Genomic DNA, 15486 nt, shown 5'->3' with positions numbered 1-15486 from the left:
CTCCCATGAGCCAGGACACCGCAATCGCCGAAGGCCCGGAAGGGCGCCCGATCGAGGTCCCGGCCTCGTACCTGACGGACCTTCCGCAGTTCTTCAAGCCCTTCGAGGGCGAACCGGCGGAGCATCAGCGCAACGCTGACGCGCTTGACGCCACAGACACCGTGCTCGACGCCGGCCGCCACGCGCTGTCAGCAGCTGAGCCGAACGCATCCGTGGACTCGACACCCGTCGAGCCCGAAGACGAGCCGCCCGTGCGGCCCGACACCGAAAGGTAAGCCGCATGATCACGAAGACCCCTCCCGAGAAGGCCGTCAGGGGCCTCGGGAACCTCCTCATCCTCTGGATTCCTGCCGACGGGATCGCGTCCGCAGACATGAAGCCCACCAAGGCTGAACTCGAGGACGAGACTTCCGTCGACATCACCTACAGCCACGTCCCCGATGGATTCGTCGCGACACCGGGCTTCGAGATGATCCCCGACGACCGACTCACGTTCCCGCAGCGGCGCGAAGAGAAGGGCCTCGCGACCGACACGGCCGTGTCCACGATCGTCTACGGAGGCCCCGAACCCGTCGCGGATCCACTCCTCCTCGAGGGCGCCGAGGGATTCCTCGCAGTCCGCGACGCGGTCCCGCACAACCAGGAAATCGCCGCGACCGACGAGTGGGATATCCACCCAGTCGAGGTCAAGACGAAGGTCAAGTCCCCTCACACCAACGCGATCCGATCCAAGGTCGTCACCTACGGCTACCGCTCCGAAGTCCTTAAGGACATCACCGCGACGGCCTAGCCACACAGAACCTCGGGGCGGGCGTCTCCCATCCGCCCGCCCCGAGCACCACCCCCGATGGGAACCGATGGGAGACACAGACATGAGCAAGCTCAGCGAGAAAGCCAAGGCCGCGACCCGCGAACACAAGGACGTCGATGTCCTCTTCGACCGAGAGCTCCTCGGCGAGCAGAAGCGGCTCGCGCACGCCGCCCTCACGGCACAGAAGGCCTACCAGGCGAGCACGGAGGAAGGCTTCGACGGCGACCCCCGGTTCGCGCTGCACGCCTACCAGGAAGCCAGCACACGCCTCGAGGAGTTCCTCGCGACGATTCGCGACGAGTTCGTCGTGATCCGCGTCGTCGAGGTCCCCGACCACGAGTGGCGAGCGGTCAAGGCCCGCAACCCGCTCCCCGAGGACAAGGACTCCTGGAACACGCTCGATCGCCAGTACGGCCTCAACGCGATCGCGAGCACCAAAGCCGCGCTCGAGCTCACCGCCCTCGAGGTGGAACGCGACGAGGACGGCCACGAGACCACAGAGAAGCCCTCAGCGGAGGTTTGGGCCGAGGTGTTCCAGAACCTCTCTTCCGGCGATCTCACATCGCTCGTGCTTGCTCAGATCGAACTCAACGAGACGGTCTACGTCGGCGGGTACGCAGCGGCAAAAAAAGGCTAGAGGCCGACCCGCTCCTGCGCCGCGACGTGCTCCTCGCCATCGACCTCGGACGCTCGCCCCGCGTCCTCTGGGGTTGGGTACCCGAGGACGGCGAGTCGGAGTTCTCCCGCGAGGACCTGCAGCTGATGCACGCGGCCCGCGAGCTCCAGGCCAGCTACTCACCCCGCGGCTACAAGTTTGCCGACGAGATGGACCCCGAAGGCGACCCCGAGAACGGCTACGGCTCGTTCGAGTGGCAGGTGTCGACCAGCACCAACTACGCCATGAAGGCGCTCGAGTCGGCGCGCGCTGACGTCGACGAGGCCTTCACCAAGGGCGAGTACAAGGACCTGCCCGAAGAGACGAAGCGCAAAGCGCGGGCGGGCCTCATCTTCACGGTGGCGAAAGTCCCCAGATAACTGCATAGCGAGGGGGCCTCATGGGCAAGAGTGTGCTCGTCACCCTCGGGATGAACAACGCCGGCTACCTGGCCGGCGCGAAGTCCGCGCATCAGGCGACCCTCGACCTCGAGTCGGCCCAGGCGGCGCTCGGCGACCGGCTGATGACGCAAGAGCAGGCCATGAACCAGCTCGGCGGCGTCCTCACCGGGTTCGGTGCCGTGTTCACCGGGTTCGTGACCGCCTCAGTTGTTGCGGCCTCCCAGTTCGAGACGGCCATGTCGTCCGTGCAGTCCGCGACGATGGCGCCCGTCGAGCAGATGGGCGTCCTCCGTGACGCTGCCCTCGAAGCGGGCCAGGCGACGTCGTTCACCGCGACCGAAGCGGCCGGCGGCATCGAGGAGCTCGGCAAGGCTGGACTCGCGACCGCCGACATCCTCGGCGGCGGCCTGTCCGGTGCGCTGGATCTCGCGGCTGCCGGTCAGCTGTCCGTCGCGGACGCGGCTGAGCAGACCGCGACGACCCTGTCGCAGTTCAAGCTCGCGGGAGACGAAGCCACTCACGTCGCTGACCTCCTCGCCGCTGGTGCTGGGAAGGCGCAGGGCGGGGTCGCTGACCTCGGCCAGGCGCTCAACCAGTCCGGTCTTGTCGCCTCCCAGATGGGCCTCTCCGTGGAGGAGACGGTCGGCTCGCTGACCGCGTTCGCTGGCGCTGGCCTCCTCGGTTCAGACGCCGGCACCTCGTTCCGCACGATGCTCATGCGGCTCACGAACCCGACAGGGGAAGCGGCGGCGAAGCTCGAAGAGCTCGGCATCAAGACGCGCGACTCGCAGGGCGAGTTCATCGGCATGGCCGGCCTCGCCGGTCAGCTGCAGGGCAGCATGGAAGGCCTCACCCCGGCCGCCCGTGACGCCGCCATGGCGATCATCTTCGGCCAGGACGCGATCCGCGCCGCGAACGTCCTCTACGCCGAAGGCGAAGACGGCATCAACGACTGGATCACGAAGGTCGACGACTCCGGGTACGCGGCGGAGGTCGCGGCCGCTCGACTCGACAACCTCGGTGGCGACGTTGAGGAGCTCGGTGGGGCGTGGGAAACCGCGATGATCCGTATCGGGTCTGGCGCGCAGGGGCCGCTCCGTGAGGTTGTGCAGGCCATCACCGAAGTGGTGAACGCTGTTGGTGACGCTGACCCGGTCATGCAGGGCCTCATCTTCACTTCTGCGGCCCTCGCGGGTGGCATCCTGCTCGTGGGTGGCGCGGGGCTCCTCATCATCCCGCAGATCGCCGCCACGCAGGCCGCGCTCGTGTCCCTCGGGGTCACGGCGACCACCGTCAAGGCTGCGGTCGCGGCCGTGTTCACGAACCCCGTCACGTGGGGCATCCTCGCCGCCGCGTCCGCCGTGGCGATCTTCGCGACGAACCTCTCCGACGCGCAACTCAGCGCCGACGAAATGTCGGCCGCGATGAAGAACTCCACCGGCAACATGGACCTCTTCGAGGCCGCCTCCAAGCGCTCCAAGGGCGTGTTCGGTGACCTCCTCGAGTTCATCTCCGGCGCGGACGTCGACATGGGCAAGGGTGTCGAGCAGCTCAAGGACCTCCCGGGCACGCTCGACGCGATCTCCGCTGCACAGGGGAACGTGGACTGGGGAACGGCGGAGATGCGCGGCGCGTCGATGGTTCTCAAGGACCTCGGCGCCGAGTTCGCGAACCTCGACCCCGAAGCGGGTGCCGAGATGTTCCAAGGTATGGCCGAAGAGGCTGGCCTGTCGCGGGATCAGCTAGTGACGCTCCTCGACACGATGCCCGCATACCGGGACGCGCTGCTCGAGCAGTCGGCTGGCCTCGGCCTCGTCGACGGAGCGCTCGACACGCATCAGGAGAAGTTGAACCTGGTCGACTTCGCGATGCAGGACGGCGCGGAAGTCGTCGCCGACTATTCGGAAGCGCTGACGGGGCAGGCGACCAACGCAGAGGACGCGGCAGGCGCCATCGCTGGACTCGCCGAGGAACTGTCGAACTACAACAGCATCCTCTACGACTCCCTCAACGCGGAGATGGACTACTACGCGTCCGTCGAGCAAGCGAAGGAAGGCCTCGAGGGGCTGAACGAGAAGCTCGAGGAGGGGCAGACGCTCGTCGATGGCATGACGGGTGAGCTGAACCTGCAGTCGGAGGCTGGCCGGGAGGCCATGCAGTCGCTCATGGACGTGGGCCAGTCCACGCGTGACTACGCCGCCGACCTGTGGGAGACCACGGGCAGCGCGGAGGAGATGCAAACCGCCCTGCAGAACGGGTGGAACGAGGTCTACAACCTCGGCGTGCAGATGGGGCTGTCGGAAGAGCAGGCGAAGGCCTACGCCGACCAGCTCGTCGGCGTTCCCGACGAAGTTGCGACGCAGATCTACAACACCGCAGCGGAAGCCGCGGCTGGTGTCGACGGCTACAACCACTTGCTCGGGCAGATCCCCGACAGCGTCATGACGCGCATCTCGTCCGACACGGTGGGCGCGCAGGCCACGATCGACACGTTCATCAACGCGAACAACGGCCGCACGATCACGATCTACACGAACTCGGAGTCCGGGACGCAGGAGATTCGCTCCTCGAACGGCATGACGGGCAAGGCGGGTGGTGGCGAGATCATCGCGCCCGGCCCGAAGGGTGTCGACTCGAAGCCGTTCATGCTCGCCCACGGCGAGCACGTGTGGACGGCCAACGAGGTCGACATGGTTGGCGGTCAGCCGGCCATGTACCGGATGCGTGAGCTTGCACGCCAGGGCGCGTTCCGTGGCCTCGCGAACGGCGGCGACCCATACGGGGACTGGTCGCAGGTCGCGTCGCAGTCGAACGTGTCCTACTCGTCACCGTCGTACGCGCAATCCGCGTACACGGACGCTCGGCAGATGCACGCATCCATGAACGTCCAGGACGGCAACCAACTGTTCGACGTGCGCGACATGTTCGACGAGTTCAAGCGATTCCTGCGGGAAGAAGCGGAGGCCTCATCTTGGAGATGAACGACTTCGCCGTGCACATCGAACGCGCCGACGGTGCCAGGCTGACGCTCTTCACGGGCGCCACGTACGGCGGCTCCAAGCACGGGCTCGGCATCCGCGCCGGCGGCTTCACCGGGTGGAGTCGCCGCAAGATGCGCGGCAACGCCACGTCCCGCCCGTTCCAGCACGGCGACATCCTCGGGAAGCGCCACCGGGATGGGCAGAAGATCACCCTCGAGGCGATCGCGTCGACGGCCACGCAGTTCGAGATGGACGCCCTCGATGAGGAAGTCACCGGCTTCCTCACCGAGGGCGAGGAGTGCCGGCTGATCGTCGACAAACCCGGCGAGCAACGCTGGGTCGATGCGGTCCTCGACGAGGTCGACTTCGACCAGCTGCACTACCAGCCGCGCGCGAACGTCCTCATGTCGTTCATCGCTCCCGACGCTGTCCGCTACGGCAAGGAGCACCGCAACGTGCCCGTGCCGGTCGGCGCGACGGTGGAGTTGGACAACTGGGGGAGCCTCCCCGCGTGGCCGTCCATGGTCGTCACTGCCGCGTCATCCACGCCCAACGGGTACGCGTTGCGGTTGCTCAGCGCGACCGACGAAACCCTCGGGTATTGGCGCATCGGTGCCGCCCTCACGTCCCCGCACACGCTCGACTTCAAGCGCGCCCAGGTGCGTTGGGGTGGGGTTGTGCGGTGGGGTGCCGTCCACTCGGGCACGCCGTTCCAGATTCCCCGCAGTGGGGTGTCGAAGCTGCGCCTCGAGTACCCCGGCGTGGGGTCGGCGTCCGCGACGATCACCTACGCCGACTCGTACTAACCAGAGGGGGGGGACGGGTGGGCCACGAACGCCATTGGATCGCTCGCGCGTCCACTCACCGCGTCATGCAGGAAGTGTTCCCCCTCGACGGGGGCACCGCTGAGGAGTCGTTCTCGAAAGTCGGCGCGGGCACGTTCACGTTCCCGATCGGCCGCACGGCCATGGACTTCACGTACGAGCAGGGCCGGGACCTCACGACTCCCAACTCGCGGTTCGTGACACAAGGCACCGAGTCCCGCATCGAATACACGGGCCTCATCAAGAAACGCCGGTGGAGTGAGGACCTCGAGGCGTGGGTTGTGCAGTGCAAGGAGGTGCGAAGCCTGTTCTCGCAGCGCTTCCCGCACTATGTGGGCGAGTACGGCACGCCCATGTCGACGGTGACGATCACGAACAAGTCACTCCGGCATGCCGTGTCGCAGCTCATCGACCTCGGCGCGAACCGTGGCCGCGAACGCTGGGACCTGCGACTCACACCTGGTATCAACCAGGCCGGGTCGTTCTCGGATGTGCTCGAGCGCGCGAAGATGACGAAACTCGAGCATGCCCTCACCAGGTACGAGCGCATGCCCGACGGCCCCAACTGGCATTTGAAGCCGACGTGGGAAGAGCCGGGGCTGATCCTCTTCGACCGCCGCATCGGCGCTCCCCGCCTCGACCGGGGCACGTTCGATTTCGACCTCGACGCCCCCGACTGTCCCGTCATCGTCGGAGACTATGAGGAGGACGGCGAGGAGCAGAGCACGGGCCTCATGGTCCAGGCCGACGGCATCGGTGAGGGCAAGATCATCGCGCAGGTCGTCGAGGGTGACCTCGCCGACGACGGCGGCGGGTACGACGGGTTCTTCCTCGACGACGCGCTCCGCGACGATGCGCTCACGGACGAGCTCGCGTTCGAACGTGGCCTCGCCTACCTGACCGCGCACCAACGACCGGCCGCGTCCCTGCCCATCAGGGTTCGGTTGCGGCGTGACGGCACGGACCCTGTCCTCGACCCGGGCGCGCGGCTCACGCTGCGCACCGCGACATCCCGAGGGTTGCCGCCGACGTCCACTTGGTACGTGACGGGCGTGAAGTACCGCGTCGGCTCCGACTTCGTGGACGTCGACTCGATCCCCCTACCGGCGTGACGAGGAGGCCTGATGCCCGCTGAGGCGTACATCTCCTCGAACGCGTGGGACGAAGTGCAGGAAATGCTGTGGGTCCTCTGGAACCGCGACCTGCGCAACGTCGTCATCAAAGAGGGCGGCATCAAGATCATGAACGGCGGCGCCCTCGTCGGCACCGTCGGGATGATCGGCGAAACGGTGGGCCTCGGCTACCAGTACGACGGGGCCGTCACCTCAGCTGCTGCCGTCGCCGCGATCCACAAGGCCACCCTCGAGGGGCACACCACCGATCTCGCGTCGCAACTCGGCAGCATCAATTACCTGAACGAGCAGAAGAACCTGCACGCGGCGACCCTCGCTGCGCACGGCTCGGAACTCTCGTCGCAGGCCGGGTCCATTGGATACCTTGCCGGCATCGCGACGGGGCATTCCGGCCAAATCAGCACGTTGCAATCGCAGATGTCCGGCGTTCAGTCGGGAGTCAGCAGCTTGCAGGGCGCACTCGGTGCGTTGCAGTCCACCGTCGGTGGCATGCCCGACTACGGGTCGATCATCAGCACGCTCGTCGGCAAGGTGTCCTTCCTTGAAGGCAAGGTCCAGCACATCGAGAACTACTTGAGCGGTGGCGGTACGGGCCCGTTCAACCCAGGATCATAGGAGGCCACTTTGGCAGTAACAGTCACCGGCACGCTCACCAGCTTCGGTGGCGTTGCGATCCCTGCGGGGCTCAGGCCGGAGTTGTGGTTCGTCCCCACCGGCACCGGCCGTCGAGGAGGTCAGCTGCTCACGGCGGAACATGTGCGAGCAGCGCTTACTGGAGCAGCGTGGAGCGCGCAACTCGAAGTCACCGCAGGCGTGGTCCCCCCTCGCAAGTACCGGCCCCTTGTGAAGCACTTCCGCGAGGACGGGAAGTTCGCCGCCCAGTATTTCGTCGACTTCGAGTTCCCCGTCCCGTTCGGCGGCGGCGACATCTCGACATTCCCGGACGTCGAGCTCGGCCCGTGGACGATCCTCACGCAGCTCGAAGACCCTGAGCCGTCCGGCTACAAGGGCTACTGGCGGCACGCCGCTCCCGGCGATCCCGACGACGGTACTCGAACGGGCACGGGCGACGTGTTCCTCATCTACTAGGAGAGAAGCATGGGCAAGCGACTGCTCTGGAACGACAAGGGCCTCATGGGCAACGGGGTTCAGAATCCCGACATCGAAGGCGACCACTGGGTCATCGAAGAGGTCCGCCTTGGCGTTGTCACGAAGAAAGCCCTAGGACCTGCTCGCGGTCGAAAGGGCGAGGACGGCGCGAACGTTCTGCCCACGCGCACGGCCGTCGAGAACGCGACCGCGTCTCTCACTGTGTCAGAGCCGGCGGACACCTTCGGGCCTCACCACGCGCATCTGCAGGCGGCGGTCAACGACGCGCACGCGCGAGGAATCAAGCGGCTGCGGGTTCCGCCCCTACTGGCATCGGACCCTTCCCTGCCATGGCGGTGCGAAGAGTCAATCACGCTTCCAGCAGGCATGACCGTGGACGCGTCCGACGCGGACTTCCGTCATGCGCCAGCGCAACCTAACCGGCCGCTTTGGTACGTACCGGAAGCCTCCAACAGCGTCACGGTGCACGTCCGCCACGCGTACACGCCCGCCGGCGTCCCTGGCGGACCAGCACGCCCCACTGCAGCTGAGTACCCGGCAGGAAATGTCTACGGCGCCCCCGCGCGCGCCGCGTATTCAGGAGTCCTGACGTACGCGAGTAACGGCCACTTCACAGGCGAGTACTCGGGGTTCCGGAACGGCGCCAGAGCAGGCATCCTCGGAGCAACAAGAGCTTCCGGCAACCGCTTCGACCTGAAAGTCGCCAAGGTCGACTTCGGGCTCGTCTACTTCGGACAGTCGGGCATGGTCGCCAACGTCGAGGGCAGCTACGAAACGACCTCCGGATCAGAGGAACCCGCTCACCTCGTATACGGCACATGGCACGCGGTCAGTTCCACGGACTGCACCGTCGACGGAAAGGCCTTCGATGGGATCGGAGGGATTGCGTTTCTCCATAAAGGCAGCTCCGGCCTAAAGAGCAATCGTATGGAAGCGACACGATGCGCAGGTGTTCTAGCGCTCAGCAGTAGCCGTTCGCCGGCGAACCTTGGCGACGTGATCGGCACTGCGCTGACAGGTGGCTACCAACGTCCAGATGAGTCTTGGTACTACACAGATGCGGTGCGCACTGAGGTTGCGTCCGAGGACCCGGGCGGGGTTGATCGAAGTGCGCCGACAGCTACGCGTGTGATCATCGATTTGGCCGACACTATTCCGATGGGCGAGCTCAGAGCCATGTCGCTCTCGGCGGGATGGACAATCGGGACAGCATCAGTCACTTACGGCACCAACGAGTACTCCTCGTTCGTGCGTCTTATCGAGGTCTATGGCAACGCCTCCAACATCGGCGTGCTGCAGGTCACAAACCGCGGCACGGGAGGCGTCCGTGGCATTCGCTACGCGACGAACACGAAGGGTCACGTCCTCGGTTCTGCGCCTGTCATGTCGGGGGTGACTAACGGAGTCACTGTTGAGACAGGCGCATCCGGTGTGTTCAACGTCGACGAGGCGCTAATCACGTCGACACGGAGTGTTGACGTGCCTGTCGTCATGCTTGCGTCTCGGGACGTTGTGGTGCGAGGAATGCGTAACCCGCGGCGCCGCAATCGCTGGTACTCCGTCCCGAACGCATCTGCGACCGAGCCTGCGCGCACGAATCTCAACAATCTGCACGCTATCCCCGTATCGTTCGAAGCTCTCACTGTCATTTCAGACTTGGCCGTGTCGGTCATCACTGCCCAGCCCGGCGGTTCTGTTCGGCTCGGCGTCTACGCTGACGATGCCGGGGCCCCGGGCGCGAGACTCGTGGATGCCGGGTCTGTTGCGGTCACGTCCGAGGGAGAGAAGACCGTCGCTCTCGCTGCGCCGCTGCGCCTCGTGGCCGGTGACTACTGGCTCTGCTACGTCGTCCAAGGGGCGGCAAACGTCGCTCTCGTTGGCGCACCAGGCATGTCCATGGGAGTTCCTGCTCAGACGGCAACTGGTGCTCTTAACGGCGCGACCGTGGTCGTGACGGGTGTGAGCGGCGCGCTCCCAGCGACTTTCGGGACGCTGGTGTCGTCGTCAACGACCACGGCGCGGGTTGCGTATCGAGTCCCCTCGTAGCGGCTGCTACTTGCGGCCTCGCTTGGCGAAGGCTCGCACCATGTCCTTGACGTCCCGCGGGGCGAACTTGTAGAAGTCCAGGAGTCCGGTTCCGCCGATCTTCCGCAGGAAGATGATGTTGAGGTTCGAGGAGATGAGGTTGCCGACGAGGGTCGCAATCGCGGCCCCCATGGCGCCGAGTGTCGGGACGAGGGCGATCATGATCGCGAGGTTGACCAGGCAGGCGATGAGCAGTGAGATGCTTCGCAGGCCTGGTCGGCCGAGCGCGCTCAGCCCTGCGCCGGCAACCGATCCCGGATTGCCGAGTACGACTGCTGCGAGCAGGATGAGGGCCACGGGGATGGCGGGGCTGAACTCTTCTCCGAAGAGGATGGGCAGCCAGAGCCACATGCTGGCCGCAATTGTCAGTGCGATGAAGAACGCGGCGATGGTCGAGACGCGCGATGCGCGTTCGACGCGTCGCCGATCGAAGCCTGCTGATTCGGAGGCGAACGTGACGTCGCGGATCGCGCCGTTGACGATGAGCGGTACTTCGCTGACGGCGACGGCCACCACGTAGAAGCCGAGCTCGATGGCTCCCGCGAGGGGGTTCATCAGGGTCTGGTCGAGGCGCATGAGCAGGATGCCGCTGATGGCCCCGATCCACACGCGCAGACCGAAGCTGAGGAGCTCAGGCAGGGTCGCTTTCACGCGCGCGGGAGGTTCCGGGAGTTGCTTCGCACGCTTCCAGATCACGAGGTAGGTGAGACCACCGACGACTGGGGTGAGCGCGAGCGTCAACGCCGCCGTGGTCACGGTCAGGTGACCGGTGAGCATCAGCACGAGGAGCGCTGCAAGGCGAGCCCCGGAGTTCACGGCACGTTCGGTCGCGACCATCCGCCATTCGTGCAGGCCCGAAGCGGCCCCGCGTGCGACGCCCACAAGCACTGTAGGGATGAGCGCGAACGCGACGAGGACGATGAGCTGCGACAGGTCACCGTTGCCGGCGCTTAGCCATTCGCTGGACGCGACGATCACTCCGATCGCGACGATGGCTGAAAGGAGCGTGGCGATCGACGCGCGGAGCATGGCTGAGTTCATGCTGCTGCGGTTGCGAGCTACCGCGTGCGTGACAGCTTCGGGTAGCCCGAGAGTCGCTGCGGACGTCGCGAGGAGTAGGGGTGCGACTGCTGCCGCTGCGAGTCCTCGACCGTCCGCGCCGAGAGCCTGAGCGAGGATCGGCTGGGAGGCGAGCGCGGCGAGGGGAGGGAACGCGTTCCCGAAGACAGCTGACTTGATGCGGGTCGCGTACGGCGTGAAGTCGCGCTTCACGGGGGTGTTCTGCTTCGCTCCCACGGTCAGCGCAGGTGCATTCTGTTGCGGCATCCGCAGGTGCCTTCGTTCCACCCCGACACGCTGGTGTTGTGCGCGCGGCAGCCACGATCCCGGGAGAAGGCGAGAAGCAACCACGCCCAGAACGGCGCCCGCTCAGGCGCTTCCGGTAGCTGCTCCATCGGAGCGTTCGTGTGTCCACATTCCCGGCAGCGTTGCCGGTCGGTCTCTGAATCGAACGCTGGGGCGTGCATGATGTGTCGCTTTCGTCGTTCTCGCCGGTCGGTGTTCGCTTGCTGTGCGGCGAGTATCCGAGCACTCTAACTGGGGGCGGGGAGTTCTGCCCTACCCGGGGAATCTAGAGATTGGTGCCCTCTGCCTAGGATGCAGGGTGACTTACCCCGCCACGAATCGTTCCCCTTCCATTGACTTGCTGCGCGTCCTTGTCGTAGTGCTCGTCGTGTTCCGGCACTCTTATCCAGCTGGGGAAGAGCAGGCGCTGATCGCCACGGTGTCCGTGCCGTTCTTCTTCTTCCTCACTGGGTGGCTGTGGAGACCGGGCCGGCGCACGCTTGCTGGCGAAGTGGCGTCTCGGTGGCGGTCACTCGGCATCCCCTACGTGGCTTGGTTCACGGTTCTCTACGCGGTTTGGGCTCCGTGGTACGTGCTGACTCAGAGGCTCAGCTTCGGCGCGCTGGCAGGGCCGGTGTTGGGTGGGGAATGGGCGCAGCGCCCGTTCACCACGTTCTGGTTCATCTCGACGTTGTTCTTCGTCGCAGTCGGGATGCGGGTGCTGGATGGCTTGCCGACGGTGATGTTGGCCGTGGTCTCGGTCGGATGTCTTCTCCTGGGTGGAGTCTTCGGGAACGTGCTTGCTCTCGTGCCGTTGGGGGCGGGCATTGCCGTGCCCGCACTGGGGTTCGCTCTGGCGGCTCGCTTACTGCGCGCCATCCCTCGCGATTCGGGCTGGGCGGTCGCAGTCGCGGCGTCCCTCATCCCTGTTCTCGTGGTCGCGTCCTGGCCGCTTGGCTTCATCGATATGAAGTACGGGATTCTCGGCACGCCGGTGCTGAGTGGCTTAGTCGCGATCGCGTTGGCTTGGTCCTCGATCGTGGTCTTGGACTGGCTGTTCGAGAAGGTGAACCTGTCTCGACGTGTGACGTCTTGGATCAGCTCAATGACGAGCGTCGCTCTTGTCCCTGTGCTTCTGCATCCGGTGGTGCTGTGGGTGTTCGACGCGCCACCCATAGGCGCACCTTGGTGGGTATTCGTTCTCGCTGTTGTTCTGCCTTGGACTGCAGCGCTCCTCATCCAACGGTCTCCTCTGTCGAGATGGTTCGTCGGCGCACGCTGACCAGATGTCATCAATCACTCGAACCCCCGCCCTGTGCGGGGGTTTCGTCTTTCCTGCTCCCTCTTGGGACATGTCTTCGTCAGGAGTTGCCATGGCTCGCGCAATCGTTTCCGAAACCGTCACGCTCCTCGCTGGTGACCGTGTCGACCCGATCAGCATCCCCGTGACAACCAGCGAGGGCACCGCGGTAGACCTCTCGGAGTGGACCGGCTGGCGGTGCTGGTGGAAGGCGGGGACGAAGCATGAGAAGCGCGCGCATGCGTCAGGTGCCCCTCGACATCGCCGCATCCGCGAAGCGGTTCGTAGAGGATGGCGGCGACCCGGAGGAGATCCGGGCCGCGCTCATCGAGACGCTTCCAGTGGGCTCGACGAGCTAGGCGCGCTTGTGTGAGTCGGTGATGGCGTACCAAACGCGCCGCCACCGGATGCGCCACTCGGTCCGTCCGGATCGGTACGTGTAGCTGTAGGTACGCAGCGAGCCGGGTCGCCTCCACTGAATGCGGAGCCCTTCGATCGCGGAGAAGTTCTCGATCTCGTGGGTGTCGTCCGGCGCCACGGTCGGTGTGCCCCAGAGCTTCGCTGTTCCGTCGGGTGTTGTCACGCCGACAAGGGTGGCGGAGTCACGCGTGACGTTTGTGATCGTGAGGTGGGGTTGGGTCGCGCCGGCCTGGGGTGGCCCGACTGGTCGCATCTCCCAGTCCACGAGCCATGCCTTCCGGAACCCTGCGTCTCGACGTGCTCGAAGGGCTACGACGGTCGCGAAGAGTCCTAGTACTAGGGCGGCACGTGCTGCCCACTCGTCGAAGATTGCGATCAGATCCACGGCGCAACTCTACTGTCGCCAAGCCTCGTCTCTCGGCGGGGCTTTTCTAATGCAACCCAGGAGGCAACACATGTCTGAAGCTCTCGCGCTGCTCCCCGAGGGACAGCACCTCAGCGGCCTGCTCGACGTCCTCGAGCAGGACGCCGACGGTCAGTTCACCGCCGTCACCATCACCACCGAAGACGGCCGCATCCGCATCCCCTTCGACCACAACGACCTCGCACGCGAGGCGAATCAGGAGCTCGCTGCGTACTTCGACCGGCACCCCGAGTCGGAGCACCCGGGCATCACTGTCGCGCACGATGTGCCCGGCGCCGCTCGAATCGGCGACCTCGATCCGGAGGACTCCTGCGAAGTCGCGTGGGTGTTCGTCATCCGCTGGGAAGGGCCCCGCTTCGAGGGCAAGCCCATCGAGGCGCTCCCGTACGTCGAGATCCCCGAGGAGGACCGCCTTGTCTAGATCGATGCTCTACACCAGCACGCACCCCACGCACCAGAAGTCCTCGCGCTTCGGGTCGCGCATCATTGAGATCCAGCTCCACCACACCGCGAACGGTTCCGCCTCGCAGACCATCAACATGATGACGAGCGGATCCCGCCAGGTGTCCGCAAACGCCGTCGTCGGCCCCCGCGGCCAGCTGTACGAGGTCGTCGAGGAAGAGTCGCGCGCCTGGACCTCCGGGTCCGCGTCGCGTGATTCTCAGGCCTTCACGATGGAGTGCGTCAACTCCGCCCTCGGCGACGCATCCGGGTGGCCGCAGTCGCCCGAGAACGTCGAGGGGATCGCCTCTCTCGCCGCGGACGTCGCCTTCCGCAACGGCTTCACGATCAGCCGCTCCAACCTCTACGGCCACCGCGAGATGCTCGGCCGCTGGGGAGTCTCCTACTCGACCGCTTGCCCGGGCGGGATGCCGCTCGACTACATCGGGAACGAGGCCGAGCGGAAGCGTCAGGCGCTTGTTGCCGGCACACCATCACCCAACCAGCAGCTGGAGGAAATCATGTCCGTTCCCGTCCTCATCCAGAGCGCCCAGAACGGTGCGCTCTACGTCTACGAAGGCGGCGTCGCGCACGTCGCCTCGATGGCTCGCGTCGCGTCCATCCAGACGATGCGCGCGCAGCTCGGCCTCGAGGTCAAGCCCGTCCGCATGAACGACGCCGACATCTCCGCTGTGTCGGAGCTCGCCCGCGAGGCGAATGGCTCGTACATCGTGCGCGGTGTGATCAACGACCTGAGCGACGAGAAGAAGGGCGGCATCCTCCACAGGATTGCCGCGAAGCTCGGCGCCTGATGAGCGCTGCTGTGCGTGCGGTGCGGTGGCTGTGGGGTGAAATCACCGCCCCTCCGCACATCAAGGGCGTCATGGCGCTCGCCTACGTCATCGCGACCCTCACGGGGCTCGCGACGCTTACGAACCCGCCGCAGTCCATCGCGGGCGAGGTGGGACCGGTGCTGGCCGCCGTGTGGGCGTGGTCGTTCATCGCTGGCGGCGTGCTGGGCCTCGCCACGGTCTTCACGCCGTGGTGGTGGGCCGAACGCACTGCGCTGATATTCGCGGGCACGGGCGTCGCCGTGTACGCGTTCGTGGTGCTGAACCTGCACCTCCTCGCGCCGCCCGGATCGTCGAGGCTCACACAGGTCGGCATCATCGGCCTCGCCGTCTGCCTCCTCGTGCTGCGCTGGCATCTGATCCGCGTCTACTCGTACCAGCCCCTATCCCGAGAGCGGTGACCTATGGACAACCCCGCAGCGTGGGTCACCGCGATCCTCGGCGCAGGAGGCTTCACCGCACTCCTCGCGTTCGGAAAGCAGCTCGTCGGCATCTTCACAGGACGGTCCCGCCGGAAGCGTGACGAGGTCGATGAGGCGTATCGGGAACGCGACCGCGAGGCGTCCAAGCGTCGCGTGATCGAGGAGCACGCCTCCGCGGTGCGCCGCATCGCGATCGAAGCGCCCTGCGTGCCGACCGAGAGCATCCCACCCTGGCCCGCCTACCGAGGCGACACCGGCCAAATCCCGACCCAGAAGGAGTAACC

The 15486-nt window shown here is 66.0% G+C and carries 17 protein-coding genes; 15 read left to right on the top strand and 2 right to left on the bottom strand.

The window, feature by feature from the left end:
• The first annotated feature begins 5 nt into the window (after positions 1 to 5).
• The 10 genes from FHX72_RS04425 (at position 6) to FHX72_RS04380 (ending at position 9961) form a co-directional block, all read left to right on the top strand.
• Positions 6 to 275, top strand: coding sequence for a hypothetical protein (locus FHX72_RS04425; RefSeq protein ID WP_183623212.1), 270 nt, complete (start codon positions 6 to 8; stop codon positions 273 to 275).
• A gap of 5 nt (positions 276 to 280) precedes the next feature.
• The gene (locus FHX72_RS04420) at positions 281 to 790 is read left to right on the top strand and encodes a phage tail tube protein (protein WP_183623210.1); all 510 of its coding nucleotides are present in this window, start codon (positions 281 to 283) and stop codon (positions 788 to 790) included.
• A gap of 82 nt (positions 791 to 872) precedes the next feature.
• Positions 873 to 1448, top strand: coding sequence for a hypothetical protein (locus FHX72_RS04415; RefSeq protein WP_183623208.1), 576 nt, complete (start codon positions 873 to 875; stop codon positions 1446 to 1448).
• A 26-nt stretch (positions 1449 to 1474) separates the two neighbouring features.
• Positions 1475 to 1846, top strand: coding sequence for a hypothetical protein (locus FHX72_RS04410; protein ID WP_183623206.1), 372 nt, complete (start codon positions 1475 to 1477; stop codon positions 1844 to 1846).
• Positions 1847 to 1866: 20 nt separating this feature from the next.
• Positions 1867 to 4848, top strand: coding sequence for a phage tail tape measure protein (locus FHX72_RS04405; protein ID WP_183623204.1), 2982 nt, complete (start codon positions 1867 to 1869; stop codon positions 4846 to 4848).
• Positions 4845 to 5654 carry a hypothetical protein gene (locus FHX72_RS04400; protein WP_183623202.1) on the top strand — a complete coding sequence of 270 codons (810 nt, stop codon included), beginning with the start codon at positions 4845 to 4847 and terminating at the stop codon, positions 5652 to 5654. The genes FHX72_RS04405 and FHX72_RS04400 overlap by 4 nt, the downstream gene beginning before the upstream one ends.
• A gap of 65 nt (positions 5655 to 5719) precedes the next feature.
• Positions 5720 to 6784, top strand: a complete 1065-nt coding sequence (locus tag FHX72_RS04395; RefSeq protein WP_183623200.1) for a hypothetical protein — start codon at positions 5720 to 5722, stop codon at positions 6782 to 6784.
• 12 nt (positions 6785 to 6796) lie between these two features.
• Positions 6797 to 7420 (top strand): hypothetical protein, encoded by a 624-nt coding sequence (locus FHX72_RS04390; protein WP_183623198.1) that lies wholly within the window; start codon positions 6797 to 6799, stop codon positions 7418 to 7420.
• Between the two features lie 9 nt (positions 7421 to 7429).
• The gene (locus FHX72_RS04385; protein WP_183623196.1) at positions 7430 to 7894 is read left to right on the top strand and encodes a hypothetical protein; all 465 of its coding nucleotides are present in this window, start codon (positions 7430 to 7432) and stop codon (positions 7892 to 7894) included.
• Positions 7895 to 7903: 9 nt separating this feature from the next.
• Positions 7904 to 9961 (top strand): hypothetical protein, encoded by a 2058-nt coding sequence (locus FHX72_RS04380; protein ID WP_183623194.1) that lies wholly within the window; start codon positions 7904 to 7906, stop codon positions 9959 to 9961.
• A gap of 6 nt (positions 9962 to 9967) precedes the next feature.
• Here the strand turns inward: FHX72_RS04380 and FHX72_RS04375 are convergent, their stop codons facing one another.
• A complete protein-coding gene (locus FHX72_RS04375; RefSeq protein ID WP_183623192.1) occupies positions 9968 to 11326 on the bottom strand; it encodes an oligosaccharide flippase family protein in 1359 nt (452 codons plus the stop codon).
• A 337-nt stretch (positions 11327 to 11663) separates the two neighbouring features.
• Here FHX72_RS04375 and FHX72_RS04370 point away from each other — a divergent pair, with 337 nt between their 5' ends.
• Entirely contained in the window at positions 11664 to 12626 is a 963-nt protein-coding gene (locus tag FHX72_RS04370; protein WP_183623190.1) for an acyltransferase family protein, read from the top strand.
• A 373-nt stretch (positions 12627 to 12999) separates the two neighbouring features.
• On the opposite strand, the gene FHX72_RS04365 is transcribed toward FHX72_RS04370, so the two are convergent.
• Positions 13000 to 13449, bottom strand: a complete 450-nt coding sequence (locus tag FHX72_RS04365) for a hypothetical protein (protein ID WP_183623188.1) — start codon at positions 13447 to 13449, stop codon at positions 13000 to 13002.
• A 70-nt stretch (positions 13450 to 13519) separates the two neighbouring features.
• On the opposite strand from FHX72_RS04365, the gene FHX72_RS04360 reads away from it, so the two are divergent.
• Genes FHX72_RS04360 through FHX72_RS04345 form a run of 4 tightly spaced genes read left to right on the top strand, consistent with a single transcriptional unit; the run spans position 13520 to position 15484 of the window.
• Positions 13520 to 13909, top strand: a complete 390-nt coding sequence (locus tag FHX72_RS04360; protein ID WP_183623187.1) for a hypothetical protein — start codon at positions 13520 to 13522, stop codon at positions 13907 to 13909.
• A complete protein-coding gene (locus FHX72_RS04355) occupies positions 13902 to 14741 on the top strand; it encodes a peptidoglycan recognition protein family protein (RefSeq protein WP_183623186.1) in 840 nt (279 codons plus the stop codon). The genes FHX72_RS04360 and FHX72_RS04355 overlap by 8 nt, the downstream gene beginning before the upstream one ends.
• The gene (locus FHX72_RS04350) at positions 14741 to 15181 is read left to right on the top strand and encodes a hypothetical protein (protein ID WP_183623181.1); all 441 of its coding nucleotides are present in this window, start codon (positions 14741 to 14743) and stop codon (positions 15179 to 15181) included. The genes FHX72_RS04355 and FHX72_RS04350 overlap by 1 nt, the downstream gene beginning before the upstream one ends.
• Positions 15182 to 15184: 3 nt before the next feature.
• Positions 15185 to 15484 carry a hypothetical protein gene (locus FHX72_RS04345; RefSeq protein ID WP_183623179.1) on the top strand — a complete coding sequence of 100 codons (300 nt, stop codon included), beginning with the start codon at positions 15185 to 15187 and terminating at the stop codon, positions 15482 to 15484.
• Positions 15485 to 15486: the final 2 nt, after the last annotated feature.

The organism is Pseudoclavibacter helvolus (genome assembly GCF_014191305.1).
GTDB lineage: Bacteria > Actinomycetota > Actinomycetes > Actinomycetales > Microbacteriaceae > Pseudoclavibacter > Pseudoclavibacter helvolus.
This window is presented reverse-complemented; position numbering and strand designations above follow the sequence as displayed.

Coding starts and splice junctions, on each gene's coding strand:
- FHX72_RS04375 (WP_183623192.1), bottom strand. CDS start 11,326: ATGCCGCAACAGAATGCACCTGCGCTGACCGTGGGAGCGAAGCAGAAC.
- FHX72_RS04425 (WP_183623212.1), top strand. CDS start 6: ATGAGCCAGGACACCGCAATCGCCGAAGGCCCGGAAGGGCGCCCGATC.
- FHX72_RS04380 (WP_183623194.1), top strand. CDS start 7,904: ATGGGCAAGCGACTGCTCTGGAACGACAAGGGCCTCATGGGCAACGGG.
- FHX72_RS04345 (WP_183623179.1), top strand. CDS start 15,185: ATGGACAACCCCGCAGCGTGGGTCACCGCGATCCTCGGCGCAGGAGGC.
- FHX72_RS04395 (WP_183623200.1), top strand. CDS start 5,720: ATGCAGGAAGTGTTCCCCCTCGACGGGGGCACCGCTGAGGAGTCGTTC.
- FHX72_RS04390 (WP_183623198.1), top strand. CDS start 6,797: ATGCCCGCTGAGGCGTACATCTCCTCGAACGCGTGGGACGAAGTGCAG.
- FHX72_RS04420 (WP_183623210.1), top strand. CDS start 281: ATGATCACGAAGACCCCTCCCGAGAAGGCCGTCAGGGGCCTCGGGAAC.
- FHX72_RS04350 (WP_183623181.1), top strand. CDS start 14,741: ATGAGCGCTGCTGTGCGTGCGGTGCGGTGGCTGTGGGGTGAAATCACC.
- FHX72_RS04415 (WP_183623208.1), top strand. CDS start 873: ATGAGCAAGCTCAGCGAGAAAGCCAAGGCCGCGACCCGCGAACACAAG.
- FHX72_RS04405 (WP_183623204.1), top strand. CDS start 1,867: ATGGGCAAGAGTGTGCTCGTCACCCTCGGGATGAACAACGCCGGCTAC.
- FHX72_RS04400 (WP_183623202.1), top strand. CDS start 4,845: ATGAACGACTTCGCCGTGCACATCGAACGCGCCGACGGTGCCAGGCTG.
- FHX72_RS04360 (WP_183623187.1), top strand. CDS start 13,520: ATGTCTGAAGCTCTCGCGCTGCTCCCCGAGGGACAGCACCTCAGCGGC.